This is a genomic window from Frigoribacterium faeni, from assembly GCF_007988805.1.
GTDB lineage: Bacteria > Actinomycetota > Actinomycetes > Actinomycetales > Microbacteriaceae > Frigoribacterium > Frigoribacterium faeni.
In genome coordinates, this window is the sequence record NZ_BJUV01000041.1 from 1 (window position 1) to 25,248 (window position 25,248).

General features: G+C 71.9%; 20 protein-coding genes. 8 read left to right on the plus strand and 12 right to left on the minus strand.

From position 1 onward, the window contains the following. Positions 1 to 500 precede the first annotated feature (500 nt). Positions 501 to 1,112: a hypothetical protein gene (locus tag FFA01_RS14100; protein WP_146856827.1), complete on the minus strand. Its 612-nt coding sequence runs from the start codon at positions 1,110 to 1,112 to the stop codon at positions 501 to 503. Between the two features lie 342 nt (positions 1,113 to 1,454). Further along, the gene (locus tag FFA01_RS14105) at positions 1,455 to 1,688 is read right to left on the minus strand and encodes a hypothetical protein (protein ID WP_146856828.1); all 234 of its coding nucleotides are present in this window, start codon (positions 1,686 to 1,688) and stop codon (positions 1,455 to 1,457) included. A 349-nt stretch (positions 1,689 to 2,037) separates the two neighbouring features. Here FFA01_RS14105 and FFA01_RS14110 point away from each other — a divergent pair, with 349 nt between their 5' ends. From FFA01_RS14110 to FFA01_RS14130, 5 genes are all read left to right on the plus strand, one after another. Further along, positions 2,038 to 3,084, plus strand: a complete 1,047-nt coding sequence (locus FFA01_RS14110) for an NAD(P)-dependent alcohol dehydrogenase (RefSeq protein ID WP_146856829.1) — start codon at positions 2,038 to 2,040, stop codon at positions 3,082 to 3,084. Positions 3,085 to 3,608: 524 nt separating this feature from the next. Continuing rightward, positions 3,609 to 5,663: a serine hydrolase domain-containing protein gene (locus FFA01_RS14115; protein WP_146856830.1), complete on the plus strand. Its 2,055-nt coding sequence runs from the start codon at positions 3,609 to 3,611 to the stop codon at positions 5,661 to 5,663. 92 nt (positions 5,664 to 5,755) lie between these two features. Further along, positions 5,756 to 7,408: a histidine kinase gene (locus FFA01_RS14120; protein ID WP_146856831.1), complete on the plus strand. Its 1,653-nt coding sequence runs from the start codon at positions 5,756 to 5,758 to the stop codon at positions 7,406 to 7,408. After that, positions 7,405 to 8,187 carry a response regulator transcription factor gene (locus FFA01_RS14125; protein ID WP_146856832.1) on the plus strand — a complete coding sequence of 261 codons (783 nt, stop codon included), beginning with the start codon at positions 7,405 to 7,407 and terminating at the stop codon, positions 8,185 to 8,187. Before FFA01_RS14120 ends, FFA01_RS14125 begins: the two co-directional genes overlap by 4 nt. Before the next feature lie 116 nt (positions 8,188 to 8,303). After that, the gene (locus tag FFA01_RS14130; RefSeq protein ID WP_146856833.1) at positions 8,304 to 9,209 is read left to right on the plus strand and encodes an NmrA family NAD(P)-binding protein; all 906 of its coding nucleotides are present in this window, start codon (positions 8,304 to 8,306) and stop codon (positions 9,207 to 9,209) included. 177 nt (positions 9,210 to 9,386) lie between these two features. Here FFA01_RS14130 and FFA01_RS14135 read toward each other — a convergent pair whose 3' ends face one another. The 4 genes from FFA01_RS14135 to FFA01_RS14150 form a co-directional block, all read right to left on the minus strand. Beyond that, positions 9,387 to 9,731, minus strand: coding sequence for a DUF2200 domain-containing protein (locus FFA01_RS14135; RefSeq protein WP_244289873.1), 345 nt, complete (start codon positions 9,729 to 9,731; stop codon positions 9,387 to 9,389). A gap of 43 nt (positions 9,732 to 9,774) precedes the next feature. Next, positions 9,775 to 10,533 carry a hypothetical protein gene (locus FFA01_RS14140; RefSeq protein WP_146856835.1) on the minus strand — a complete coding sequence of 253 codons (759 nt, stop codon included), beginning with the start codon at positions 10,531 to 10,533 and terminating at the stop codon, positions 9,775 to 9,777. Positions 10,534 to 10,684: 151 nt separating this feature from the next. Next, positions 10,685 to 11,965, minus strand: a complete 1,281-nt coding sequence (locus FFA01_RS14145) for a hypothetical protein (protein ID WP_146856836.1) — start codon at positions 11,963 to 11,965, stop codon at positions 10,685 to 10,687. Further along, complete coding sequence (locus tag FFA01_RS14150; protein WP_146856837.1) at positions 11,955 to 12,491, minus strand: RNA polymerase sigma factor; 537 nt, start codon at positions 12,489 to 12,491, stop codon at positions 11,955 to 11,957. Before FFA01_RS14150 ends, FFA01_RS14145 begins: the two co-directional genes overlap by 11 nt. 295 nt (positions 12,492 to 12,786) lie before the next feature. Here FFA01_RS14150 and FFA01_RS14155 point away from each other — a divergent pair, with 295 nt between their 5' ends. Then, complete coding sequence (locus FFA01_RS14155; protein ID WP_146856838.1) at positions 12,787 to 13,665, plus strand: hypothetical protein; 879 nt, start codon at positions 12,787 to 12,789, stop codon at positions 13,663 to 13,665. A gap of 744 nt (positions 13,666 to 14,409) precedes the next feature. Here FFA01_RS14155 and FFA01_RS14160 read toward each other — a convergent pair. The 4 genes from FFA01_RS14160 to FFA01_RS14175 form a co-directional block, all read right to left on the minus strand. Next, complete coding sequence (locus FFA01_RS14160) at positions 14,410 to 15,489, minus strand: family 43 glycosylhydrolase (RefSeq protein ID WP_146856839.1); 1,080 nt, start codon at positions 15,487 to 15,489, stop codon at positions 14,410 to 14,412. Positions 15,490 to 15,748: 259 nt separating this feature from the next. Then, the gene (locus tag FFA01_RS14165; protein ID WP_244289874.1) at positions 15,749 to 16,660 is read right to left on the minus strand and encodes a carbohydrate ABC transporter permease; all 912 of its coding nucleotides are present in this window, start codon (positions 16,658 to 16,660) and stop codon (positions 15,749 to 15,751) included. Further along, complete coding sequence (locus FFA01_RS14170; RefSeq protein WP_146856840.1) at positions 16,660 to 17,595, minus strand: carbohydrate ABC transporter permease; 936 nt, start codon at positions 17,593 to 17,595, stop codon at positions 16,660 to 16,662. Before FFA01_RS14170 ends, FFA01_RS14165 begins: the two co-directional genes overlap by 1 nt. Next, positions 17,588 to 18,901, minus strand: coding sequence for an ABC transporter substrate-binding protein (locus FFA01_RS14175; protein ID WP_146856841.1), 1,314 nt, complete (start codon positions 18,899 to 18,901; stop codon positions 17,588 to 17,590). Before FFA01_RS14175 ends, FFA01_RS14170 begins: the two co-directional genes overlap by 8 nt. A gap of 153 nt (positions 18,902 to 19,054) precedes the next feature. On the opposite strand from FFA01_RS14175, the gene FFA01_RS14180 reads away from it, so the two are divergent. Beyond that, entirely contained in the window at positions 19,055 to 20,077 is a 1,023-nt protein-coding gene (locus tag FFA01_RS14180; protein WP_146856842.1) for a LacI family DNA-binding transcriptional regulator, read from the plus strand. Between the two features lie 35 nt (positions 20,078 to 20,112). Continuing rightward, positions 20,113 to 21,960, plus strand: a complete 1,848-nt coding sequence (locus FFA01_RS14185) for a glycoside hydrolase family 2 protein (RefSeq protein WP_244289875.1) — start codon at positions 20,113 to 20,115, stop codon at positions 21,958 to 21,960. A gap of 1,279 nt (positions 21,961 to 23,239) precedes the next feature. Here FFA01_RS14185 and FFA01_RS14195 read toward each other — a convergent pair. Beyond that, complete coding sequence (locus FFA01_RS14195; RefSeq protein WP_146856843.1) at positions 23,240 to 23,545, minus strand: hypothetical protein; 306 nt, start codon at positions 23,543 to 23,545, stop codon at positions 23,240 to 23,242. Positions 23,546 to 23,778: 233 nt separating this feature from the next. Further along, positions 23,779 to 25,248, minus strand: a 1,470-nt coding sequence (locus FFA01_RS14200) for a CLIPPER-2 domain-containing protein (protein ID WP_244289876.1), incomplete at its 5' end; no start/stop codon positions are given.

The window sequence follows — 25,248 nt, forward strand, 5'->3', positions numbered from 1 at the left end:
ACCCGGCGCGGCGCACGCGACCCGGCGCGGCGCACGCGACCCGGCGCGGCGCACGCGACCCGGCGCGGCGCACGCGACCCGGCGCGGTGTGGTGCACGCGTGCAGGGTGAAGAGCGCGCGGCCCCGACCCTCGCGATCGCACCGCGTCTCGGACGACGCACCCCGACTAGACGCGGTGCGGTGCACGAAATGCGGTGCGGCGCACGCGATGCGGTGCGGCGCACGCGATGCGGTGCGGTGTGGTGCACGCGCGCAGGGTGGAGAGCGCGCAGCCCCGACCCCTCGCGATCACACCGCGTCTCGGACGACGCACCCCGACTAGACGCGGTGCGGCGCACGCAATGCGGTGCAGCGCACGCGATTTGGTGCGGCGCACGTATCCCGGTGCGGTGCACGCGACCCGGTGCAGTGCACGCGACCCGGTGCGGCGCACGGCCCTGAACCGTCGCGACCGACCGGGCGAGCCGGTCTGCGGACGGCGGGTCGCGCCTCCTCGGCGATCAGCCCAGGGCGCCGCGCCCCGCCAGGATGATGACGGCGACGACCAGCCCCGCCCCCGCGGCGTACCCGATCGATCGGGGACGGACGACCCCGGCCGCCGCCGCCGAGCACGACCAGAGGAGGAGGGGCGTGACGACCGGCCAGATCACCAAGCCGGTCCCGAGGGCGCTGACGGTCCCGAGGGCGCCGGGGACGACCGTGCCCAGGAGGAGCATGGCCGCGAGCAGGACGACGAGCAGCCCGAGCGTCCCCGCGAACACCGTCGCGAACCGGCGTCCGCGCGGCCGGTTCCGCACGCAGAGCACCACCACGACGACCGCGACGACGCAGTTCAGGAGGAACGCCCCGGCGAGCGCGACGAGGAACGGGGCCAGCTCGTCCATCCCGGGCGAGATGACGTGGTTGGCGATGGCGGCCGCGATCCCTCCGACGAGGAGACCCACGAGGCCCGCCGCGAACACGATGCCGACCGACTCTCCGACGCCGATGGGCGAGTCGTCGCGGGGCGCCGGGGAGCGTTGCGCGTGCGGCTCAGGCGTCGCGGGTAGCTCGTGCGGCACGTGCGGCTCGCCTGGCGGGAGCGACGCTCGTGTCGGTGCATCGTCGGCCATGTGCTGCTCCCCCGCAGTCGGGCCCCCTGCCCGGTCGTGCGAGGCTAGCGCATCGCCCGCGGAGCCGAGGAGGCGCGGGTCGCGCCGGCCACCGCACCGCGTTCCGTACACCGCACCCGGTCTAGGCGCGGTGCAGTGCACGGGACGCGGTGCAGTGCACGGGACGCGGTGCAGTGCACGGGATGCGGCGCAGTGCACGGGATGCGGCGCGATGCGCCGCATCCCATGCCGAGCCGAGGAGGCGCGAGTCGAGCCGGCCACCGCACCACATTCCGTACACCGCACCCGGTCTAGACGCGGTGCGCTGCACGGGATGCGGTGCGGTGGGTGGCGGCGCGCGGCTCAGCGTCTCTCGGCGGGGAGCTCTCGCCGGTCGGACCCGTCGGGAGCCCGACGCCGCGCTGCTCCGCGCCACGGGAGCGGGAGCAGATGCGCGAGCGAACCCGTCGAGCCGTTCGGGGCGATGAGCATGCCGGTCGCGATGCGCTCCCGCCTCAGTCGCTCCTCCTCCACGCCCGTCACGGCGTCGATGGTCGCCTGCGCGTCCGCGCGGAACCGGCGCCTGTCGCTCGTCATGCTGATCCTCTCGAGGGGTGTCCGCCCCGGCGGAGAATCCCCGGGGCGCTGTCCGACCTCGACGGTAGGTCGCCTGCGCCGGCGCCGGGAGACCCCCTCAGGGCCTCCCTTCCCGCCCGACCATCCGGGACGCGACCGCGGGCAGGAGGCGCGGTGCCGGTCGGTCGCGCACCGCGCCTCCTCGACTCCGGTCGCCGCCGGCACCGTCCCTCCCTCGCACCACGTCTCCCTCACCGCGCCTCCTCGGCCGCGTCTCTCCACAGGGTTCCTGTCAGTACCTGCCTCGCACAGGCGAGCGTCCGTAGTGTCGGGAGGACCCCCGAACTCATCCGCACCACCCAGGAGAAGCATGCGCACCGTCAACGCCTACGCGGCACCGTCCGCCACCGAGCCCCTCGTCAAGACGACCATCGAGCGACGCGACGTCGGCCCGAAGGACGTCATGATCGACATCGCCTACGCCGGCATCTGCCACAGCGACATCCACACCGTCCGCGGCGAGTGGGGCCAGATCCAGTACCCGCAGGTCGTCGGCCACGAGATCGTCGGCACCGTGTCCGAGGTCGGCTCCGAGGTCACGAAGCACAAGGTCGGCGACCGCGTCGGCGTCGGCTGCATGGTCAACTCGTGCGGCGAGTGCGAATACTGCAAGCGCGGCGACGAGCAGTACTGCGCCAAGGGCAACACCGGCACCTACACGAGCGTCGACCCGATCGACGGCACCGTCACCCAGGGCGGTTACTCGCAGGCCGTCGTCGTGACCGAGGACTTCGTGCTGCGCGTCCCCGAGTCGCTCGACTACGCCGCCGTCGCCCCGCTGCTCTGCGCCGGCATCACGCTCTACTCGCCGCTGCACCACTGGGGCGTCACCGAAGGCACCAAGGTCGCCATCGTCGGCATGGGCGGCCTCGGCCACATGGGCGTCAAGATCGCCGCGGCGCTCGGCGCCGACGTCACCGTGCTCTCGCAGACGACCTCGAAGAAGGACGACTCGCTGCGCTTCGGCGCCAAGGCCCACTACGCGACCAGCGACGAGCAGACCTTCACCGACCTGGCGAACTCGTTCGACCTGATCATCAACACCGTCTCGGCGAAGATCGACATGGGCGCGTACCTCGGCCTGCTGGCCGTCGACGGCACGCTGGTCAACGTCGGCGCTCCGTCCGAGCCGCTCGAGGTGCCCGCGTTCGCGCTGATCCCCGCGCGTCGCAGCTGGGCCGGCTCGGCCATCGGCGGCATCCGCGAGACCCAGGAGATGCTCGATTTCTGCGCCGAGCACGGCATCGTGCCCGAGACCGAGCTGATCGACGCCGAGCAGATCAACGAGGCGTACGACCGCGTCCTGAAGTCCGACGTGCGCTACCGCTTCGTGATCGACGCCGCGACCTTCGCGTAAAGGCTGAGCCCTCGCCGGGCGTACCCGGGCCGGGGCGACCGACCCACCACAGCACCGGCCCGCCGCTACGCCGCGCCACCGCAGCACCGGCCCGCCGCTCCACCGGCCAGCCGCACCACGGCACCACGAAATGGGCATGGCACCACGTTTAGACGTGGTGCCATGCCCATTTCGTGGTGCCGTACCTCCGGGGAGCGACGCGCAGCTGCACCACCTCCACCGCACCTCCCGCACCCGCACCTCCACTGCACTGCCCGTACCCGCACCTCCACCGCGCCCACCGCACCTCCCCCGCGCCGCACCACCGCACCCGCGCCGCACCCGCACCTCCGCCGCACCACGAAATGGACATGGCGCCACGTTTAGACGTGGTGCGGTGTCCATTTCGTGGTGCGGTACCTCCGGGGCGCGACGCGCACCTGCACCCGCACCTGCACCCGCACCCGCACCTACGACGAAAGTCGCAAGGCAGGTCCCGACCTCCGCCCCCTGTGCCGCGGCGCCGCGTCGACGAGCGTTGAGGTATGACAACGACACTCCAGACCCGGCGGCGCCGCACGCCCCGCCTCGCCCTCGCCGCGGCCGCGCTCGCGCTGGCCGTCCCGCTCGCCGGATGCGCGACCGGGGCGACGGGCGCGACCGCGGACGCCGCGCCTCCCGCCCCTCCACAGCACCAGCAGGGCGGGCACTCCCTCACCCGCGACGACGTCGACACCTGGCTCGACGGAGCCGTCGGCTCGGCGCTCCAGAAGACCGGCATCCCCGGCGCGACGGTCTCCGTCGTCGCCGACGGGAAGCTGCTGACCGCCCGCGGTTACGGCATGGCGGACACCGGCACCGGCGACACCCCCGCCCGGCCGGTCGACCCCGACAGCACGCTGTTCCGCGTCGGCTCGGTGTCGAAGGTGGTCTCGGCCACCGCCATCATGCAGCTCGTCGAGCAGGGCGAGCTCGACCTCGACGCCGACGTGCAGCAGTACCTCGACTTCGACCTCGACACCCCGAAGGGCGCCGTCACGCTGCGGCACCTGCTCACCCACACCTCGGGCTTCGAGGAGGTCATCGCGGGCCTCATCGGCACCCCCGGCAGCGAGCGCACCCTGCGCGAGGCCGTCTCGGACGCTCCCCCCGAGCAGGTCTTCACCCCGGGCACCACCCCGGCGTACTCCAACTACGGAGCCACCCTGGCCGGTTACATCGCCGAGCGGGTCAGCGGCAAGCCGTTCGACGAGCTGCTTCAGAAGGAGGTCTTCGAGCCCGCCGGCATGACCTCGTCGTCGTTCGCGCAGCCGCTGCCCGCCGACCTCGACGCCCGCCTCGCGCACGGCTATCCCGATGACTCGAAGCCCGCCGTCGAGACCGAGGTCGTCAACGCGGCCCCCGCCGGAGCGATGTCCGCCACCGCCACCGACATGGCCCGCTTCATGCTCGCCCACCTCGGCGACCTCCCGGACGACCAGGCGCTGCTGCAGCCCGACACCCTCGCCCAGATGCACAGCCCCGCGCTCGACGCCGACGACCTCGGCACGCTCGCGGCCGGCCAGCGCATGGACCTCGCGTTCTTCGACGACAGCACCCCCGGCCTGGCCGCCTTCGGCCACGACGGCGACACGCAGGTGTTCCACTCCGCGATGCGGATGTTCCCCGAGCACGACGCCGGTGTCTTCATCAGCATGAACGGCAGCGGGCGTTCGGCCATGGCCTCGCTCGACCTCCGCACCACGGTGCTGCAGGGCTTCGCCGACCGCTACCTGCGCGACGCTCCGGCGGATGCCGCAGCGGACGACGAGAGCCGAGGAGGCGCGGGCACGGTCGACCGGGACGGTCCCGTTGCCGCCGACCTCGCCGGCACCTACCTCTCGTCGCGCTCCCCCTTCTCGAACCCGGGAGCCCTCCTCGCTCTGAGCGGGCAGACCACGGTGGAGCCGCGCTCCGACGGCACCATCGCCGTCACCCCCAAGCCGCTCGGCGTGACCACCGGCGTCTACGAGAAGGTCGACACCGACCTCTGGCGCGAGGTCGGGGGCGACGCCCTCCTGGCGACGCGGGCAGACGACGGGGCGACCGTCGACGCGATCTCGTGGGGCGCCTCCTTCACCATGCTGCGGGCGCAGCCCTGGCAGGCGGCGTCGACCGTGCTGCCCGCGGTCGTCCTGGCCGTGCTGGTGCTGCTGACCTCGGTCGTGGTCTGGCCCGCAACCGCTCTGGCCGGTGTCGGGCGCCGTCGTCGGGATGAGGTCGGACAGACCGTCGCCGCCCCGCGTCGCCGCGACCGCACCCTGCTGCTGTCGCGCCTCGGCCAGGCCTCGACGCTGCTGGCCCTGGTCGGCTGGGCGATCGTCGCGGTTCAGGCGATGTCGTTCGCCGAGGTGTCGGCCGTGACCCTCCGCGTGCTGCAGGCGCTGCAGCTGCTGGGCGTCGTGGCGATCGTGCCCGCCGCCCTGGTCGCCTGGCGGGCCGTCCGCGACCGCCGCGGGTGGGCGGTCGTCACGGGTCGCGTGCTCGTCGTGCTGTCCCTCCTGGTGCTGGCCGGCTTCGCGTTCGGCTTCCGTCTCATCGCACCGAGCGTGAGCTTCTGATGACCCCCTCACAGGGCGACCCCCGGGCCGACGGCGCACAGACGCCCTCGGCCCGGGGCCGCGAGGCGCACGGCACCTGGCATGCTCGGAGGATGACCCCGCCCCCGACCGCCGCCGGCGCGCCGCACGACCCCGGCCACCCTCGCCGGCCCGGTCGTGCGGGCGAGCCCGACGCTACGGGCGACTCCGGCGATGCGGGCGAGCCGGGTCGTCCGGGCGATCCCGGCGTCGGCACGCTGCGGCGCGTGCTCGGGCGACTGGGCGTGCACACGATGGTGGGGCGCGACATCGTGCTCGCCGCCGTCTGGGCGGTCGTGACGATCGGGTTCCTGGCGACGCTGCTCGCGGCCGGCGAGTTCTCGGGGGCGAGCAGCGACATCCCCCCGGCCCAGGTGGTCGTCGTGATCGTGCTGGCGGTCGTGCAGTACGCGCCCCTCGCCCTGCGGCGCGTCCGACCGGTCACGGTGCTCCTCCTCATCGCGGTGCTGCAGGCGGCCCTGCTCACGGTGCTGCCGACCGGTCTCGCCCTGTGGACGGCGGCACCCGTGGTCGCGGCGTACACGGTCGCCACGCTCCGCCCGACGCGCACCGTCGTCACCGCGGTGCTCGCCGCCGTCGGCATCGCGGTGATCGGGGCCGCGATCGGAGCCTCCGGCGTCGTCAAAGACCAGCTCGGGGCTCCGCACGGGTTCGGCGACGTGGGCGCCGTCGTCGAGGCGCTGGCGCTGGTGGCCAGCGCCGTGCTGATCAACGGGGTGAGCGCGGCCGTCGGCTCGTGGGTCGCCCTGCGCCGGGCCCACGACCGCGATGCGCGCGCCCGTGCCGCGGAATCGCTCGAGCACCAGGCGACCCTCACCCGGGCCGCCGTCGCCGCCGAGCGCACCCGCATGGCCCGCGAGCTGCACGACGTCGCAGCCCACCACCTCACCGGGCTGGTCGTGCAGGCGGGCGCCGCCGAACGACTGGTCGACGCCGACCCCGACCGCGCCAAGGAGTCCCTGCGCAGCGTCCGGGCCCAGGGTCGCGAGACGCTCGACGCCCTGCGGTCGATCGTGGGGATCCTCCGCGAGACCGGCGAGGGTCCGACCGGCACGGTACCGGTGCCCGGTCTCGGCGACGTGGGCGATCTGGTCGACTCGGCCCGCGCCTCCGGGGCGGTGGTCGAGGTGACCGTCGACGGCGCGCTGCCGACGCTGGCGCCGCTCGCCGACGTGACCGCGTACCGGACCGTCCAGGAGGCGCTGGTCAACGCCCGACGCCACGCGCCCGGCGCTCCCGTGGTGCTCGAGCTGTGGGCGACGCCCGGCTCCCTGCTCATCGTCGTCGAGAACGACCGCCCCGGCTCGGGCGGGCCGAGGTCGATGCCCGGCTACGGGCTGGTCGGCATGCGCGAGCGGGCCGTGCTCGTCGGCGGGACGCTCGACGCGGGCGACGACGGGGCGGGGCGCTGGCGAGTGCGGCTCGAGCTGCCGGTCGAGGCCGCGGACGGCGTCGGCGGTTCCGGTTCCGGTTCGGCTGCCTGCTCCGCTCCGGCGTCCCGGTCGGCCGGCGGCGCCGACCCGTTTGCGACCGCCGACCCGGGTGCGAACACCGACTCGGGTGCGAACACCGGCTCGGGTGCGAACACCGACTCGGGTGCGAACACCGACCCCGCGGCGACCGCTGGTCCGCCGGCCGGCTCGGCCCCGGCGTCACGCCCCGACGCGGGCGACCCCGAACCCCCGACGGACGGCAGGCAACGATGATCAGAGTGGTGCTGGTCGACGACCAGGCGATCGTGCGGACGGGGTTCCGGGTCGTGCTCGAGACCGCGGGCGGCATCGAGGTCGTCGGCGAGGCGGCCGGGGGCCGGGAGGCGGTCGAGGTGGTGCGGAGCACCCGCCCCGACGTGGTCGTGATGGACGTGCGCATGCCCGGCGGCGACGGCATCGAGGCGACGCGCGCCATCGTGGCGGGCGGGGCGGACCGGGCCCTGTCCGGTGGCGCGCCCGTCCCCGGCGCACCCGTCGGCGGCGAGACCGGCCCGGCCGCATCCACCGCTGCGGCCGCACCGGCCGCACCGTCCGCACCGGCCGCACCGTCCGCACCGGCCGCACCGGCCGCCCCGGCGGTCCTCGTCGCGACGACCTTCGACCTCGACGAGTACGTGTTCGGGGCGCTCGAGGCCGGCGCGAGCGGGTTCGTGCTGAAGGACGTCGAGCCCGACGAGTTCGTCGGGGCCGTGCGCGCGCTGGCCTCCGGACGGGCCGCGATCGACGGGGCGACGACCCGACGCGTCATCGCCGAGTTCACCCGGCGGCGTCGGGCCTCGGCGGTCGAGCCGGCCCCCGACGTGCTGACGGCTCGCGAGCAGGAGATCGTCCGGCTGCTCGGCGAGGGCCTGTCGAACGACGAGATCGGGGATCGTCTCGTGGTCGAGACGAGCACGGTCAAGTCGCATCTGACCCGGGTGATGACCAAGCTCGGCACCCGCGATCGGCTGAAGACGGTGATCTGGGCGTACCGGTCGGGGCTGCTTCCCTGAGAGCCCCACCGCACCACCGCACCAGACTGTGAACACCGCACCGCGTCTCGACGCGGTGCGGTGTTCGGAACCTGGTGCGATGGCCAGCCCCGCCCTCGACAGAACGGCCTCCTCACATGACGACCACCATCCTCCTCGCCGGTGCGACCGGCGATCTCGGCGGGCGCATCGCGCGCGAGCTGCTGCGACACGAGACGGACGACGTCCGCCTCCGCGTGCTCACCCGCCCCGGCAGCGCCGTCGCGACCACCCTGTCCGGTGACGACGACCGCGTCGAGGTGACCCGCGCCTCCTACGCCGACCTGACCGCCCTGACCGAGGCGGTGCGCGGTGTCGACGTCGTCGTGTCGGCCGTCAGCGGGGTGCGTCCGGTGATCGTCGATGCGCAGCGGGCGCTGCTCGAGGCGACGGTGGCGGCGGGTGTGCCGCGGTTCATGCCCTCGGACTACTCGGCCGACTACCGCAGCATCCCGCCCGGAAGCAACCGCAACTTCGAGCTGAGGCGCGAGTTCGCGGCGGCGGTGGACGCGGCGCCGATCCGCGCGACGTCGGTGCTGAACGGCATGTTCACCGACCTGCTGACCGGTGATGCGCCGATGGTGCTGTTCGACCGCAAGCGCGTGCTGTTCTGGTCGTCGGCGGACCAGGTGCTCGACTTCACCACCAAGGACGACGTCGCCCACGTCGTCGCCCGGGTCGCCCTCGATCCCGAGGCGCCGCGCGTGGTCGAGGTCGCCGGAGACCGGGTCACCGCCCGCGAGGTCGCGCGCACGATGAGCGAGCTCACCGGCCAGGAGTTCCGCCCGCAGTGGGCCGGCACGACCGGCACCCTGTCGGCGATGGCGGCCGTCATGCGTCGTGCGGCGAAGAGCGGCGACGAGACGTTCCCGGCGTGGCAGGGCATGCAGTACTTCGTCAACATGTTCAGCGGCGACGCGCAGCTGCGCCACGTCGACGGCTCCCGCTACGCGCCCGAGCGCTGGACCACCGTCCGCGACGTCCTCGCCACCCGCGTCGGCTAGAAGGCGCGGCCTCCCCCGCGCCCCTCCCCCGCGCCCCTCCTCCGCGCCCCTCCCCCGCTCACCACGACGCCACGAGATGGGCACCGCACCACGTTCAAACCTGGCGCCGTGCCCATCGCCTGGTGCGGTGCGTCCGCCGAGGAGGCGCGGGTCGGCAGGCCGACGCCCGATGCGGCGTCAGGCCTCCCGCAGCACCTTCGCCATCGGCCGCCCTCGGGCGACCTCGTCCACGAGCTTGTCGAGGCGGCGGACGTTCGCGGTCAGCTCGTCGTCGAGCGTCTCGATGCGGACGCCGCAGATTACGCCCGTGACGAGCGACGCCCGGGGGTTGAGGTCCGCGCCGGCGAAGAAGTCCCGGAAGGTGGTGCCGTCGGCGAGGTGCCGGGCGAGCTGCTGCTGGTCGTAACCGGTCAGCCAGGCGACGACCTCGTCGACCTCGGCCCGGGTGCGTCCTTTGCGTTCGACCTTGGCCACGTACAAGGGGTAGACCCTGGCGAACGGCATCTCGTCGAAGCGGCTCATGCCCGGCATGATACGCGCGGTGCACCCTCCCGAGGAGGCGCGCCTACCCCTCGGGGGTCGGGCTCGCGGCGAGGGGGACGCAGTAGTAGTGGGCGCCCCAGTCGCCGGTGATCGTGCAGCTCATCGGAATCTCCTCGCCTCGGACGGAGAGCGACTCGCCCTTGATGCCTCGGCTCGGCCTGCCCCCTTCGCGGAAGGTGTAGACGTACGTCCCGTCGGCCGACGTGCACTGCCAGGGCCGTTGGAGGCGCCAGCCGTCGATCCGCACGCAGTCGCCGAACGGGTGGAGTTCGAGCTCCTCGTCGAGGTACGACCACGATCCCGGCGAGCCGCCCTCGGTCTCGAACACGCTGTGGGGCGTCGACTCCGCCAGCTCGCGGGGGAAGGCGCCGTGCTGCCAGAGCGGCAACGAGAAGATGAACGCGCCCATGCCGCCGAACGCCACCGCGACGACGATGCCCGTCACCTTGAGGTCGCGCTTCTGCTCCGACGTGAGGGGCTTGACCGGCTTCGGGGCCCGCTTGGGCTTGCGCGCGCGGCCGGGTTGTGGTGCGCCACCGGGCTCCGACGCGCGGCCGGGCTCCGACGCGCGGCCGGGTTCCGACGCGCCGCCGGACTTCTGCGCGCTCGCGCCCCCGCGTCTCGGCGACCCGCCGGTCGTGGGCAGCCGCTTCGGCGCGGACGGCCACGGCGACCCCACGCCCCTCGGCAGTCGCTTCGGCGCAGGCGTCTTCTCGCGTCCCGACGCCCCTTCGGCCCCGGAACGCCCCTCGGCGCTCGGCGACCGCTCGGGTCCCCGCATCCCCTCTTCTTCCGACACAGGTCTCCTCGACGGCGTTGCGGCAGGCGACCCCCGCCCCCGCTCACATCATGGCACCGGGCGTCGGCGTCGTCGCGCCTCCCGCGTCCGCGCCTCCCGCCTCCGTGCCTCCCGCGCCTCCCGCGCCGTCCGCTCACCGAGCGGCGATGACGTTCGCGGCCACCTCCACGAGTCGCGAGCGCTGATCGGTGCTAGCCGGTCCCTTGTAGATGATGCGCATCCACGAGTCGTCTACGAGGACGTCGAGGTAGCAGATCGACGACATCGCGGCGCACTGGAGCAGCGCGTCCTCGGCGCCCGGCACCTCCAGGGTGGTGACGTCGTCGACTGCTCCCCGTCCCGTCAGGGCGTACTCGCGGAACTGCTCGAACCCCCATCCGGCGCCCGCGGCGACATGCACCTCGACCTCGGTGTAGACGAGCTGATCGGTGTATGCCTCGGTGCTCCCGGTCGCCTGGCAGCCGTACTCGTCGGAGGACACCGCGACGAGGGGGTTACGACCGTCCGGCGAGGTCTCCGTCCATGACCCGTCCAGCGACGGGATCCCGAAGACCGTGCCGAGCGGGGTCCCCAGGGCGAGCGTCGCGCAGTCGCCGGTGACGGCCCACCGCTGTGCGACGTCCGGGGCGACCCACGGGAGCCGCGGCTCGAGGGGTCGGACGACGTCGGCCAGGCGTCCGAGCTGCGCCCCGACGAGGTCGTCCGTCTCCTCGCCGAAGGTCTGCGACTGCGTGTAACCGGCCTCGATCCAGTAGTCGCCCACGACCACCGTGCCGAAGCAGGTGAACCCGTCGCGGCAGGCCAGCGCCGAGTCGTCGCCGACCCCGAGGCTGCCGCCGCCCTCGCGGTTGGCGGCGAGCCCCTCGGCCGAATCCGGACCGTCCAGGGCGATGTCGACCGTGAACTGGGCCGACGCCGTGTCGCTCGTCGACGTCCAACTGCACGACTGGACGCCGTTCTGCCGGAGCGACGCCTCCCGCGGGGTGAAGACGAAGCCCTCGTCCTGGGCGAGCTCCGGCGCCCGCAGCAGCGACGTCAGCGACGACTCGGTCGCGAGCGTCGCGCAGTCGATCGGCACGTACGGCTGAGGGGTGCTGCCGACCGGCTGGGTCGACGGTGCGGCGGAGGGCTCCGGCGGGGCCGTCGTCGGGGTGGGCGAGGGCGCCGGCTCGGTCGAGACGACCGCGGTCGGCTCGGGCTGGGCGAGGCCCTCGAAGGGCGACGGGACGAGGCCCAGGGCGACGGCACCGCCGGCGCTGCCGAGTCCGATGAGGGCTACGAGCCCGAAGGCGATGCCGAAGCGTCGGCCGGGACGTCGGCGTCGGGGCACGTCGGTGGCCCGTTCGAGGACGTTCGTCTTCATCGAGACGAGCATGCGGGTGAGGTCGTCACCGGTGGGGGGCTCAGTGTTCATCGTTCGTCACCGCCTTCCGCAGTCGCGACCGCGTTCGGGAGACCCGTTTGGTGACCGCGCCGACCGTCATCCCGAGGCGCTCGGCGGCCTCCTTGTACGAGAGGCCCTCGATCAGGCACAGCTCGCAGATCGCGCGATCGTCGGGCGACAGCGCGTCGATCGTCTCGCGGACGAAGCGCAGCGTCTCGCGCGCCTCGCTCGCGTCCGGGGCGACGAGGTCGTCGGGCAGGGCGTCGGCCGCGGCGAGCGCGAGCTTGCGGCGCTGGTTGAGCGCGTGGTTGCGGCAGACGACGAGCAGCCAGGGCAGGAGCGAGTCGTTCGGCAGCGTCATCTCGCCGGACTTCTTCCAGAGCGTGACGAAGGTGTCCTGGACGATCTCCTCGACGTCCATGCGGCTGGGCGCCAGGGCCCACGCGTAGCGCGTGACCGCCGTCGCGTACCGGTCGAACAGGCTCGACAACGCCTGTCGGTTTCCGGTCGATGCGCGCTTGATCAGCTCGGCGTCGCCCAGTGCAGTCGGATCCACGTCCACCCCCCTCACTAGAGGAGTGTCGCGGAAATCCCGATCCTGACCGAATCGTCGCGACGATCTCGCGGCGCCCCTCGCCCGCTCGCCCGCCGGAGGTCAGCCGAGGAGGCGCGGCGCAGCTCCCCGAGGAGGCGCGCCCCGCCTCCCCCAGGCACCGCACCGCAGCGCACCGCGAACCGATCAGCGCACCGCGTCTAGACCCGGTGCCCTGCACGAGACGCGGTGCGCAGAGACCAGCCGCCCCGTCCCTCCCCGGCGGTCCGCTAGGTTCATCCCGAACCGAGGAGTCGTCATGAGCCCCACCTTCCCCTTCGAACGCGTCCGACCGGTGATGCTGCGCGTCGTCATCGCGTCGCTGATCGCCGCCGCGGTGGTGGCGATCGTGTCGATCGCGACCTCGTCGTTCGGGGACACCTCGTGGCGGCTGATCGGCACCGCCGCGGTCTTCGCGGCGTTCGCCCTCTTCTCGTGGTTCGACGCCGCGGTGTCGTCGGCGCGGAGCACCTGGTTCGCGCTCGTCGGCTTCGCCGTCTCGGTCTACCTCTTCGTCGCCGGGATGGCCAAGATCTGGCTGACCTTCCCCGCCGACTACTCCGACACCGTCTTCGACGGTTTCTTCGGCTGGCTCATCCTCGCCGTGATCGCGCGCATCGCCCTGGTGCACGTCCACCTCGTCCTCGCGACCGAGGCGCGCCTCCGGTCCCCGCTCATCACCGGGGTGACCCGCGTCACGCTGGTGCTCGTCGCCCTGCTCGCGCTGATGCTCTCGCTGCCCGTGCTGTTCAGCCCCGTCGACCTCGACGACCGGTACTGGCGGGCGGTCGGTGTCATCGCCGTGCTCGACGCGCTCGGCACGGTGCTCATCCCGCTCGGCTACCAGCTGTTCGCGCCCCCGTCCGACCGCGCCCGCCCGATCGCGCCGGTCGCCCCGGTCGCCCCGGTCGCCCCGGGCTCCGCTCCGGGCTCCGCGCCGGAGCAGCACGGGGCAGACGCCCTGCACGCCGTCGCCGGATTCCGTCCGCCCGGAGCCGCCTACGCCACCCCGGGCACGCCGCTCATGCTGCAGTGGCCCAAGTACGCCGACGGCACCGACCTGCCGGCCGACGCGACGGGCGCACCCGACTTCCGCGGAGTCGTCGGCTACACGGACTGGCTCGCGCGCTCCGAGTGAGGCGGGGCACGCGAGAGCCGCAGCCGCACCGCGCCGCACCGCACCGCAAACCGATCACCGCACCGCGTCTAGACCCGGTGCCGTGTACGAAACGCGGTGCGCAAGCGCGCCCCCCTCTCGCACCCCACACCGCACCGCGTCCCGATCACCGCTCCACGTCTAGTGCCGGTGCCACGCCCGAAACGCGGTGCGCAGCCTCCACCACCCACCCCAGCACCCCGCTCAGCCGCACCGCACCGCACCGCACCGCACCACGAACCGAGCACCGCACCGCACCGCACCACGAACCGAACACCGCACCGCGAACCGATCAACACACCACGAACCGATCACCGCACCGCGTCTAGACCCGGTGCCGCGCACGAAACACGGTGCGCAGCCGCCACCACCTACGCCGGCACCCCGCTCGGCCGACCCACGCCGACACCGCACCCCACCGCACCACGAACCGAACACCGCACCGCGAACCGGGCACCGCACCGCGTCTAGACCCGGTGCCGCGTACGAAACGCGGTGCGCAGCCGCCACCACCCACCCCGGCACCCCGCTCGGCCGCACCACCGCACCGCACCACGAAGCGAGCACCGCACCGCGTCTCGACCCGGTGCGGTGCACGAAACGCGGTGCGCAGCCGCCACCACCCACCCCGGCACGGCCACCTGCCCCCGACCCGCGCCGGCACGTCGGGACGACCCGGCGGACGACGCGGGCGGGCCGTCGCGACCCGACCCGCGCCTCCTCGGCTCAGCAGCGCTGCTGCAGCGCCTCGTTGTAGCCCGCGAAGCCGGTCGCCGTTCCGAAGGCCGGCGTCCCGTCGGCGGCCCAGGGCACGGGCTGCGCGAAGATCTTGCGGTCGTCCCAGCCGTCGGCCGTCGTCGTCTTGGCGTGATAGACGTTCCAGTTGACGCCGTTCGCCCCCGGCACCGGGATCGACTCGCCTCCCGGCCCGTAGACGCCGCCGCCCGACGAGAAGACCGGCCCGCGCTTCGTGTACGACTGGTACGTCGTCAGGTCGCCGCCCTTGTAGACGAGCATGCCCAGCGCGTACGACGTCGTCCACGAGGCGTTCGCGTTGTAGACGATCGACAGCGTGCCGGAGGGGCTGATCCAGGCCTCGGGGCCCTCCATGATGGCCGCGCGGCTGGTCTCCCACGTCTGGTCGGGGTTGCCGATCAGACGGCGGTAGTCCTGGTCGATGTGCAGCGGGTCGCTCATGTGGGCGATGTAGATCTGCTGGGGCGCTCGGCCGCCGTTGCCGGTCGGCGTCCCCGACCAGAGCATCCACCAGCTGTTCTGGTACCGGAACACCGTGCCGTCGATGGCCCACTGGTCGGTGGAGTCCGCGATCTTGCCCGCGAACGACCAGGCGCCCAGCGGGTCCTGGCTGTTCGCGGTGATGGCGAACATCCGGTGCGTGTCGTTCGTGGCGTCGAACGAGCCCCGGTCGGTGGCGGCGGCGTAGTAGATGATCCACCGGCCGTCGAGGTACTCGAGCTCGGGCGCCCAGGTCTGCGCGCTGTGATCGGTCCCGACGGGTGCCGTGAAGATGGTGCGCGCCGTGGCGGTCGACAGCCCGTTGAGCGTGGTCGACGCCTTCAGCGTGATCGAGCGGCCGCCGTCGGACTGGGCGAGGTAGTAGACGCCGTTCCGCGACCAGATCGACGGGTCGGCCCCGTTCGAGATCGGGTTCGACAGCGTGCAGGCGGGGGCCGCCTCGGCGGGTTCGCTCGAGGCGGTCGCCAGGGGCACCGCGAGTCCGACGGCGAAGAGCAGTGCTCCGGCGCCCGCGAGGGCCGACCGGATGATCCTTGTTCGTCTGTTCATGATGGGCCCGCCTCCTTGCGGGCTCGCCCCGATCGTCGTCGACCGGGCCGCATCCGCCCGGGTTCGGGTGGACGTCGATGGCGGCGGTCTCCCGCCGAGATTGCCCCCGCCGCAGCGGCCCCCCTCCGCCGCGGCCCCCGCCGCTGCGCCCCGCACCGCTGCACCGACGTAGCGCCCCCCCTCCGCTGCAGATCCCCGCAGCCGCCCCACCGCTGCACCGCCGCTGCGGCCCCCCGCCGCACAGCTCACCCCCGGCCGCTCACCCCTTGACCCCGGACGCGGCGACGCTGTCGACGATCTGCCGCTGGGCGAGCGTGAAGAGGATCAGCACGGGCACCGAGGCGATCACCGCGCCGGCCATGACGATGCCGAAGTGGGTCGAGTACGCGCCCGAGAGCACCGAGAGACCGGGCTGCAGGGTGAGGTTCTCGGGGCTGAGCAGCACGTAGACCGGCCAGAGGAAGTCGTTCCAGTTCGACAGGAAGCTCAGCACCGCGAGGGTGGCGAGGGCGGGACGCGAGAGCGGGATGACGATCTGCAGGAAGATCCGCAGGTCGCTCGCGCCGTCGAGTCGCGCCGCCTCCTCGATCTCGATCGGCAGGCCGACGAAGAACTGACGGAGGAAGAAGATGCCGAACGCGCCGGCCGAGCCGGGCACGGTGATCGCCCAGATGGTGTCGAGCCAGCCGAGGTTCTGCACGATCAGGTAGTTGGGGATCAGGAAGATCACCGGCGGCACGAGCAGCGTCGACACGATCATCCCGAAGACGATCCGCTTGCCCCGGAACTCGAGCCGAGCCAGGGCGTAGGCCCCGAGCGACGCGGTGACCAGGATGATGCCCGTCTGCAGGGCGCCCGCCGCCAGGCTGTTGAGGAACCAGCGGAAGATCGGCTGCTGCCCGCTCGAGAGCGTCCGGTACGCATCGACGGTGAACGGGTCGGGGATCGGCGACGCGGGGCGGCTGATCGCGTCGAAGTCGGTCTTGAACGACGTCAGCACGATCCAGAGCAGGGGCAGCAGGATGGCGAGCGTCATGATCGCCAGGACGACGTAGAGCACGACCGTCGGCATGCGGCGGTGCCACGGCCGGCGGCGACGCTCGCCCGTCGACGACGGGACGGGCGGCTGCGGGGCGGCGGCGGGCAGGCGTTCGGGGGCGAGCTGGGTCATCACGCCTTCTCTCGTTGGATGCGGAAGTTGATGACGCTGATGACGGCCAGCACGGCGAACAGGACGTAGCTCATGGCCGACGCGGCGCCCATGTTGCCCTGGGCCAGACCCTGGTCGGCGATGTACATGATCGCCGAGCGGGTCGTGTTGCCGGGGCCGCCCTGGGTCAGCAGGAACGACTGGCCGAACATGTTGGCCGAGGCGAGGATGGTCGTCGTCGTGACGAAGATCATGACCGGCCGGAGACCGGGCAGGGTGACCGAGAAGAACTTCCGCATCGTTCCCGCGCCGTCGAGCGAGGCCGCCTCGTAGAGGTCGGCGTTGATGCCCTTGAGCCCCGCGAGCACGATGACGGTGTTGAGCCCGGCGGTCCACCAGATGGTGACGCCGACCAGTGAGACCCACGCCCACGGCACGTCGACCGTCCAGGGCGTCTGGTCGGGCAGCCCGATCAGTCCGAGCAGGTGGTTGACGACGCCGGCCTGCGGGTCGAGCAGGTACTTCCAGATGACGCCGATCACGGCGACGCCCAGCACGTACGGGGCGAAGAAGACGCCGCGGAAGAACGTCGTGCCCTTGAGGTTCTGGTTCAGCAGGACGGCGGCGAGGAAGGGCACCACGATCAGCAGAGGGACGCTGAAGACCGTGAAGATGCCGGTCGCGCGCATGCTCGACCAGAAGTCCGAGAAGGTCAGCGAGCCGGGCGTGACGAGGTCGAGGTAGTTCTGCAGCCCGATGAACGGGTGGAACGGCACGAGCGAGTTCCACCGGTGGAGGCTGATGACGAGACCGTAGACGGCCGGCACGAGCACGAAGACGGCGAACAGGAGGAGGAACGGGGCGAGGAACGCGTACGCGGTCAGATCGCGACGGGGCGCGCCCGGCCGCGCGGAACGTGAGGTCCGCGCGGCCGGGCTGAGGAGGGTGTCAGCCACCGTAGGTCTGCGCGTTCTGCTTCAGGATCTTGTCGGCCTGCTCCGCCGCGTCGTCCAGCGCCTCCTGAGGGGTCTTCTTGCCGAGCACGGCCTCGCCGACGGCCGTCGTGATCTCGGCCGACGCCGCGGCGATGCCGGGCGAGACGGTCTCGTAGTGCGCGTAGGGCAGCTGCTCGAGGAACGGCTTCAGGTTCGGGTACTTCTCCACCAGGGCCGGGTCGTCGCGCACCTCGTTGGCGGCGGGGAGCTCGCCGGTCTCGGCCCAGCCGGCCGAGTTGTCGTTCATCCACTTCACGAAGGTCGCGGCGGCCGAGGTCTCGTCGGCGTCCTGCCCCTTGTTGCTCGGGAAGATCCAGTCGGTCGAGCTCGACCAGACGGCCTTCTCGGTGCCGATCTGGGGCACCGGGGCCACCGAGAAGTCGACGTCCTGGAGCGCCTCGTTCGTGGTCTGCCACACGCCGTTCCAGTTGTAGGCGTTCTCGCCCTTGACGAGGGCGTTGAAGTTGCCGTCCTGCGGGACGTTCTCGGGGCTGTAGCCCTTGTCGATCTGGTCGACCATGTGCGTGAGAGCCTGGACGCCGGCCTCGCTGTTGAAGGTGGCCTCGGTCACGTCGTCGTTGTAGAGGTCGCCGCCGAACTGCCACAGCAGGCTCTGGAACTCGAAGGTGCCGGTGAAGACGTAGCCGTCGACCCACTCGCCCTTGACGCCGGCCGCCTTGAGCGCCTCGAGGCTCTTCTCGTACGACTCCGCGTCGGTGGGGACGGTGGTGTCGACCCCCGCCTCCTTCAGCACGTCGTTGTTGATGTACAGGCCCAGCGGGGTGACGCTCCACGGGATGCCGTACTGCGTGCCCTTGTACTGGTTGCCCTCGAAGAGCCCCTCGGGGAAGTCGTCGGCCGTGTAGCCGAGGCCGTCGACGATGTCGCCGCTGTCGAGCAGGAGGCCCTGGGCGGCGTAGGTCGCGACGTCGTCGCCGTGGGCCACGGCGACGTCGGGGCCCTTGCCGGCCTTGATGGCGAGGGGCATCTTGGCCGAGATGTCGGCCCATTCCATGGGGACGCTCTTGACGACGATGTTGTCGTGCTCGGCGTTGAACTGCTTGACCAGCTCGGGGACGATCTTGGGCGCGGCTCCGCCGGTCCAGCCGTTCCAGAAGTCGATGGTCACCTTCGGGCCGGTGTAGTCGGCGCCCGACACGCTCCCCGTCGAGGGGGCGGCGCCGCCCGCGCTGCAGCCGGCGAGCGAGATGCCGAGGCCGATCGTCGCCGCGACGGCGACCGTCCGGGTGACGAGGGATCTGTTCATGGGTGCTCTCCTTTGAGTCCGGCCCGCCACCGTGCCGAGGGGCACGCTGTCGGCGGCGGTGCCGATGGTGGGTGCTCGTATCTTTACAGCGCTGTAAATGCCACGTCAAGCCCGTGCCCTAAGGTCGGGGGTACCGATCTCAGGAGGTACGCGATGGCCCGGGCCAGATTGCAGGACGTGGCCGAGGTCGCGGGCGTCTCGATGAAGACGGTGTCGAACGTCGTGCGGGGCTACGTGCACGTGTCGCCGAGCACCCGCGCGAAGGTGCAGCGGGCGATCGACGAGCTCGCGTACCGGCCCAACGAGACCGGCCGCAGCCTCGCGACGGGGCGCACCGGGCTGCTCGCCCTGGCCTTCAGCGACATCAGCATCCCCTACTACTCGGAGCTCGCCCGCTGCGTGTCGACGCTGGCGCGCGACCGCGGCTACCGCGTGCTGCTCGAGCAGACCGACGGCACCCTCGAGGCCGAGCGCGCGATCGTCTCGACGTCCGAGGCGGGCCTCGTCGACGGCGTCCTGTTCCAGCCGTCGATCCTCGGCTCGTCCGAGATCGCCCGGCACCGCGGCGACGTGCCCGTCGTCCTGCTGGGCGAGGCGCAGGCGCCGCTGAGCGTCGACCACGTCATGATCGACAACGTCGCGGCCGCCCGCCGGGTCACGACGCACCTCGCGGGACTCGGCGCCACGCGCATCGCGTTCCTCGGCCACGAGCGCTCCGGTCTCAGCCCCACCTCGCGGGTCCGCCTCGCCGGCTACCAGGAGGGGCTCGAGGCCGAAGGTCTCCCCGTCGACACCGGCCTGCTCATCCCGAGCGGAGCCGTGTCGTCGGCCAGCGCCGCCGAGGCGGTGACCGCCGCCCTGGCCGAGGGGCTGCGCTTCGACGGGCTGGTCTGCCGCGACGACCTCGCCGCCATCGGCGCCCTGCGCGCACTGGCCGATGCGGGCATCCGGGTCCCGGAGGACGTCGTGGTCACCGGCTGGGACGACGTCGCCATGGCCTCGTTCACGCAGCCGGGCCTCACGACGGTCCGGCCCGATCTCGCCGCGCTGGCCGGCCGGGCCCTCGACATGCTCGAGGAGCGCATCGCCGGCTTCGATGAGCTCGGGCGGCACGCGCTCGTGGACTTCGAGGTGGTCTACCGCGGCAGCGCTCCCGCACTGCCCACCGAGGACTGATTTACAGCGCTGTAAATTTCGGGCACACTGTCGCCGTGCTGAATTATCCGGGCGACGACGCCCCCACTCCGCTCCGGGCCACCCGACAGGACGGGAGCTACCCGCGACCGCAGCTGATGCGCCCCGACTGGACCGACCTCTCGGGCCCGTGGGGCTTCGCGTTCGACGACGACGACCGGGGCACGGCCGAGGGCTGGCACCGCCGCCCGGTCGGACCGCGGTCGATCGTCGTGCCGTTCCCGCCCGAGTCCCCCGCCTCCGGAGTCGGGGACACCGGCTTCCACCCGATCGTCTGGTACTCGAGGGCTCTGACGCGGGGCGAGGTCGACCGGGCCGGTCTCGGCGAGGCCGCACCGCGCCTCCTCGTCCACTTCGGGGCGGTGGACTACCGCGCCCGCGTCTGGCTGAACGGCGTGCTGCTCGGCGAGCACGAGGGCGGGCACACGCCCTTCACCGTCGATGCGACCGACGCCCTCGACCCGCAGCTCGACGAGCAGCTGCTGGTCGTCCGCGCCGAGGACGACCCCGCCGACGTCACGCAGCCTCGCGGCAAGCAGGACTGGCGGCTCGACCCGCACGTCATCTGGTACCACCGCACGACGGGCATCTGGCAGCCGGTGTGGCTCGAGGCCGTGCCGCGGACGTCGGTGCGGGCGCTGCGCTGGACGACGGATCTGCCGAGCGCGACCGTCGACCTCGGCGTCGAGCTGCGGGGGCCGGTGCCGGTGCCGGCTCGCCTCGAGGTCGTGATCCGCCACGGCGAGCGCGAGCTGGCGCGGGTGACGGTCCCCATGACCTCGCGGCACGTGCCGCTGCGGATCGTGCTCCCCGACCAGCGCAACGGGCAGTCGTACGACGAGCTGCTCTGGTCGCCCGAGTCGCCGACGCTGCTCGACGCGACGGTGTCGCTGGTGGTGGGAGACACGACCGACGTGGTGGCGTCGTACCTCGGGCTGCGGTCGGTCGAGGTGGCCGGCGACACGTTCCTGCTCAACGACCGTCCGTACTTCGTCCGCAGCGTCCTCGAGCAGGGGTACTGGCCCGAGTCCCATCTCGCGGCGCCGAGCGCGGAGGCGCTGCGGATCGAGGTCGAGCTGATCAAGTCGTTGGGGTTCACCGCGACGAGGGTGCATCAGAAGGTCGAGGATCCCCGGTTCCTCTGGTGGGCCGACCGCCTGGGGCTGCTGGTCTGGGGCGAGATGGCGGGCGCCTTCGAGTTCTCGCCGACGGCCGTCGCGCGGCTCGTCGCGGAGTGGACCGAGGCCGTGCAGCGGGACGTCTCGCACCCCTGCATCGTGACGTGGGTGCCGGTGAACGAGAGCTGGGGAGTGCAGCACATCGCGCACGATCCGGCGCAGCAGGCCTTCGCCCGGGCCCTGGCCGACCTGACACGGGCGCTCGATCCGAGTCGGCCCGTGATCTCGAACGACGGTTGGGAGCACGTCGCGTCGGACATCGTCTCGGTGCACGACTACGAGGCGGACCCCGCCGTCGTGGCCGAGCGGTACGGCTCCGAGGAGGCGCGGGCCCGGCTGCTGGCCGGGCACGGTCCCGCAGGTCGCCGGGTCCTCCTGCCCGGCAGCACGAGCCCGGGTGCGCCCGTGATGCTCACCGAGTTCGGGGGCATCCGGTTCGACACGTCGGAGGAGGGGACGGAGGGGGCCTGGGGATACTCGAGCGCCGGCAGCGCGGAGCAGTTCGCCGAGCAGCTGACCGGGCTGCTCGGGGCCGTCACCGCGAGTCCGTTCCTGGCGGGGTTCTGCTACACGCAGCTGACCGACACCCTGCAGGAGGCGAACGGCCTGCTCGACGACCGCCGGCGCCCGAAGATCCCGGTCGAGGTGATCCGGGCCGCAGTCGCCCCGCGCGGCGCGCGGCCCTGACCCCGTAGCGCCGGGCCCGGCCGGCCCCGGCGCCGGCGGCCGCGCACCGCGTCCCGCGCACCGCACCCCGTTCCGCGCACCGCACCGCGAACCGCTCACCGCACCGCGTCTAGCTCCGGTGCCACGCACGAAACGCGGTGCACAGGCGCGCCTCCCGCCCGTACCCCGCACCGCACCGCGTTCCGCGCACCGCACCCCGTTCCGCACACCGCACCACGTCTAGCTCCGGTGCCACGCACGAAACGCGGTGCGCAAGCGCGCCTCCCGCCCGTACCCCGCACCGCACCGCGTTCCGCACACCGCACCCCGTTCCGCACACCGCACCGCGAACCGATCGACGCACCGCGTCTAGCCCCGGTGCCATGCACGGAACACGGTGCACAGGCGCGCCCCCCTCCCGCACCCCGCACCGCACCACGTTCCGCACACCGCACCGCGTCTAGCTCCGGTGCCACGCACGAAACGCGGTGCGCTGCGCCGCCCGCCCGTCGCCTCCGGCGCGGACCACTCCGCACCACGTTCCGCACACCGCACCGCGTCTAGTGCCGGTGCCACGCCCGGAACGCGGTGCGCAAGCACCGTCGCGCAGAGCGATCATTCTGGCCCGAAACTCACCGACGATGCGGGCGACGTCGTTCTCGCGAAGCCCGGCCTCACGCGCGAGGCGGGAGGCCGGCACCGTCCCGATCCCCGGGACCACGAAGCCGTCCCGGGTCGAGGAGAACGCCGCCGCTGTCGACGTCGTCCTCACGACTCGCGATCTCGAACGCATCGCAGCTGCCTTTCCTCACGGCGTGGCCGTCGGCACCCGCAACACCGAAGCAGGAATGGCCCGCGACCGCGGCTGACCGAACAGAACACCCCCAGCACCAGCAGGTGCAGCGGGGCGACGCTCGCGTCCGATAGCCGATCCCCTATCGGCGCACCCTAGGGGCACCTGATCGGAATCGACTGTCGACGCGTGAATCGTTAGTCAGTTTTGGGCGAGCCCAGCGAGTCCCGCCACAGGAACAGGTTCCGGCTGTCTCTGGTAGCGAAGACAGGGTGGGGTCGTCCTGATCCTGGAACGACCCCACCCTGTTTGTCAGAAACCATCTGACGCTGTTCCGACCCGATGCGGAACAGGCTTGTTAACGTCCGGATCGGCACCAGCACCGTATTCTCGGCGCTTCGCGGACTCGGGTTGGTCGGTCTCCTCGATGGAGAATGGTGCGCGAGAAACAGAGCTGCACCCACGGCTCGTTCGCGTGGTCAGTGTCGCCCACCGTTTGTCGGCTTGTCACGCTGCGCCTACCCCGCGGAGGACGCAGGACGTCGTGATAGGCGTCGTGAAGGTGTCTTCGATCTCCCAGGACGCCGTCTCGCCGGCAGGGACGTCGACCTTGGTCTGGCCGCTCCCGACGACGGTGCCGCTCGAGACGGTGAAGAAGACGGTCACATCGTAGGTCGCGTCGTCTTTTGTCTCGTTCATGGCGGTTCCCGCGGCAGACCATCCGTTGTCGATCGCTTCGCAGGTATCGAGCGAAACGAAGTCTCGGAGTTTGGCGTCGTTTGGTACATCGCTTGGGACAGTGGTGGCTCCCACGACTCCTTCGGGCTGCCCTTCGATCTGGGGTGCACCGGTCGAGGGCGGCGTCGGTGCCTCTGTTTCGTTTCTATCCTGCTGCGTGCTGGTGCATCCGGTCAGAACGAGGACCGTGCTGAGGACGAGGGCGAACCCTGTCGTGGGAAGCGGGCGTGAAAGGTGGTGCATGGTGAAGGCCTCTCGGGTGGATACGAGGGGGTGGCGGCAGAACCGACACCCCCTCGCGCCAGTCGTTACTCTGCGATCTCTCCGGTGGCGGCTTGGCGCCGGCGGATACCCACCAGGAGTCCCCCGATCAAGAGCAGCCCACCGGCGATCCCTGCAAGACCCAGGAGCCCATCGGTACCGGTGAAGGCCAAGACGGCCGGCGGTGTCACTGTGACCTCGGTCGTCGAGGGAACCGACACCGTCGGTTCACCCGGCGTCACCGGAGGCATACCCGTCGCGACGGCCGTGTTCGATACGGACCCGGCCTGAACGTCACCGAGTGTCGTCTGGTACTGGGCCGTGCAGACGATCGTCTGTCCGGGAGCCAAGGCTGCAGCTCCGTTCGCGCAGACGATCGGACCGAGTGCCCCGGTGCCGGTGAACGTGCCTTCTTGGACGGTGACGTCATTCTGGGTGACGTTGCCGGTGTTCGTGATCGTGAACGAATACGTGATCACCTGTCCGGCGCCCACCACCGAGTCCTTGTCAGCCGTCTTCACGATCTGAAGCGACGGCGAAGGGGTGACGGGCACCGTGACCGTCGACGGGGTCGACGGGTCGGTCGGACCCGTGGGTGTGTTCCCGGTGACCGTAGCCGTGTTCGTCAGCGTCCCTGAATCCACATCGGCCTGAGTGACGACATACGTGGCGGAGTACGACACTTCTTGACCCGGCAAAAGAATCACTGCCTCATCCGGCCCCGTGATGGGTGACAGGTCGCCCGTTCCGGAGAACTCGGTGTCATCGATCACGGGGTCCGTGATCGTCGTGTTCCCGGTATTGGTGACCACGAAGGAGTAGGTGACTGTCTGGCCGGCTTCGGTGATCTCCGTGAGATCAGCGGACTTCACAATCGACAGGGCAGGAGCCTGATCGACCGGGACTATCGCGTCTGACGGTGCCGACGGAATCGGTGCGTTAGGTGTTCCCGGGCCGGAGAACACCGGTGTGCCCAGCGCCCGCGCCTCATTGGTGACCTGACCGGCATTGACATCAGCCTGCGTCAACACGTACGTGGCTGAGAACGTCGCCGACTCACCAGCAGCCAGTAGCGCAACCGACTCGGGAGCGACCGGCGACAGTGCCCCCGTACCGGAGAAAGTGCCTTCCTCGATCTGCACACCGGTCAGCGACACGTTCCCCGTGTTCGTCGCCACGAAGGAGTAGGTCACCTCGGTTCCGACCGCGAACTCATCCTCCGTGACATTCGCGCTCTTCACCACGCTGATACCAGGAGCAGAGGTCGTCGGGACGTCGACGGTCGAGGGCGGTGCCGGCGGGAACGGATCCCCACCAGGCGTCGTCCCCGTCGTCGTCGCCGTGTTCGACAGCGTGCCCGCGTCGACGTCGGCCTGTGTCACCACATACGTCGCAGTGAACGTCGCGGTCTCGCCCGGCGCGAGGGATGCAACCGAGACGGGAGCGAACTCGCTGAGCTCACCGGTGCCCGTGAAATCGCCCTCAACAGGGGCGACATCCGTCGCGGTGACGTTGCC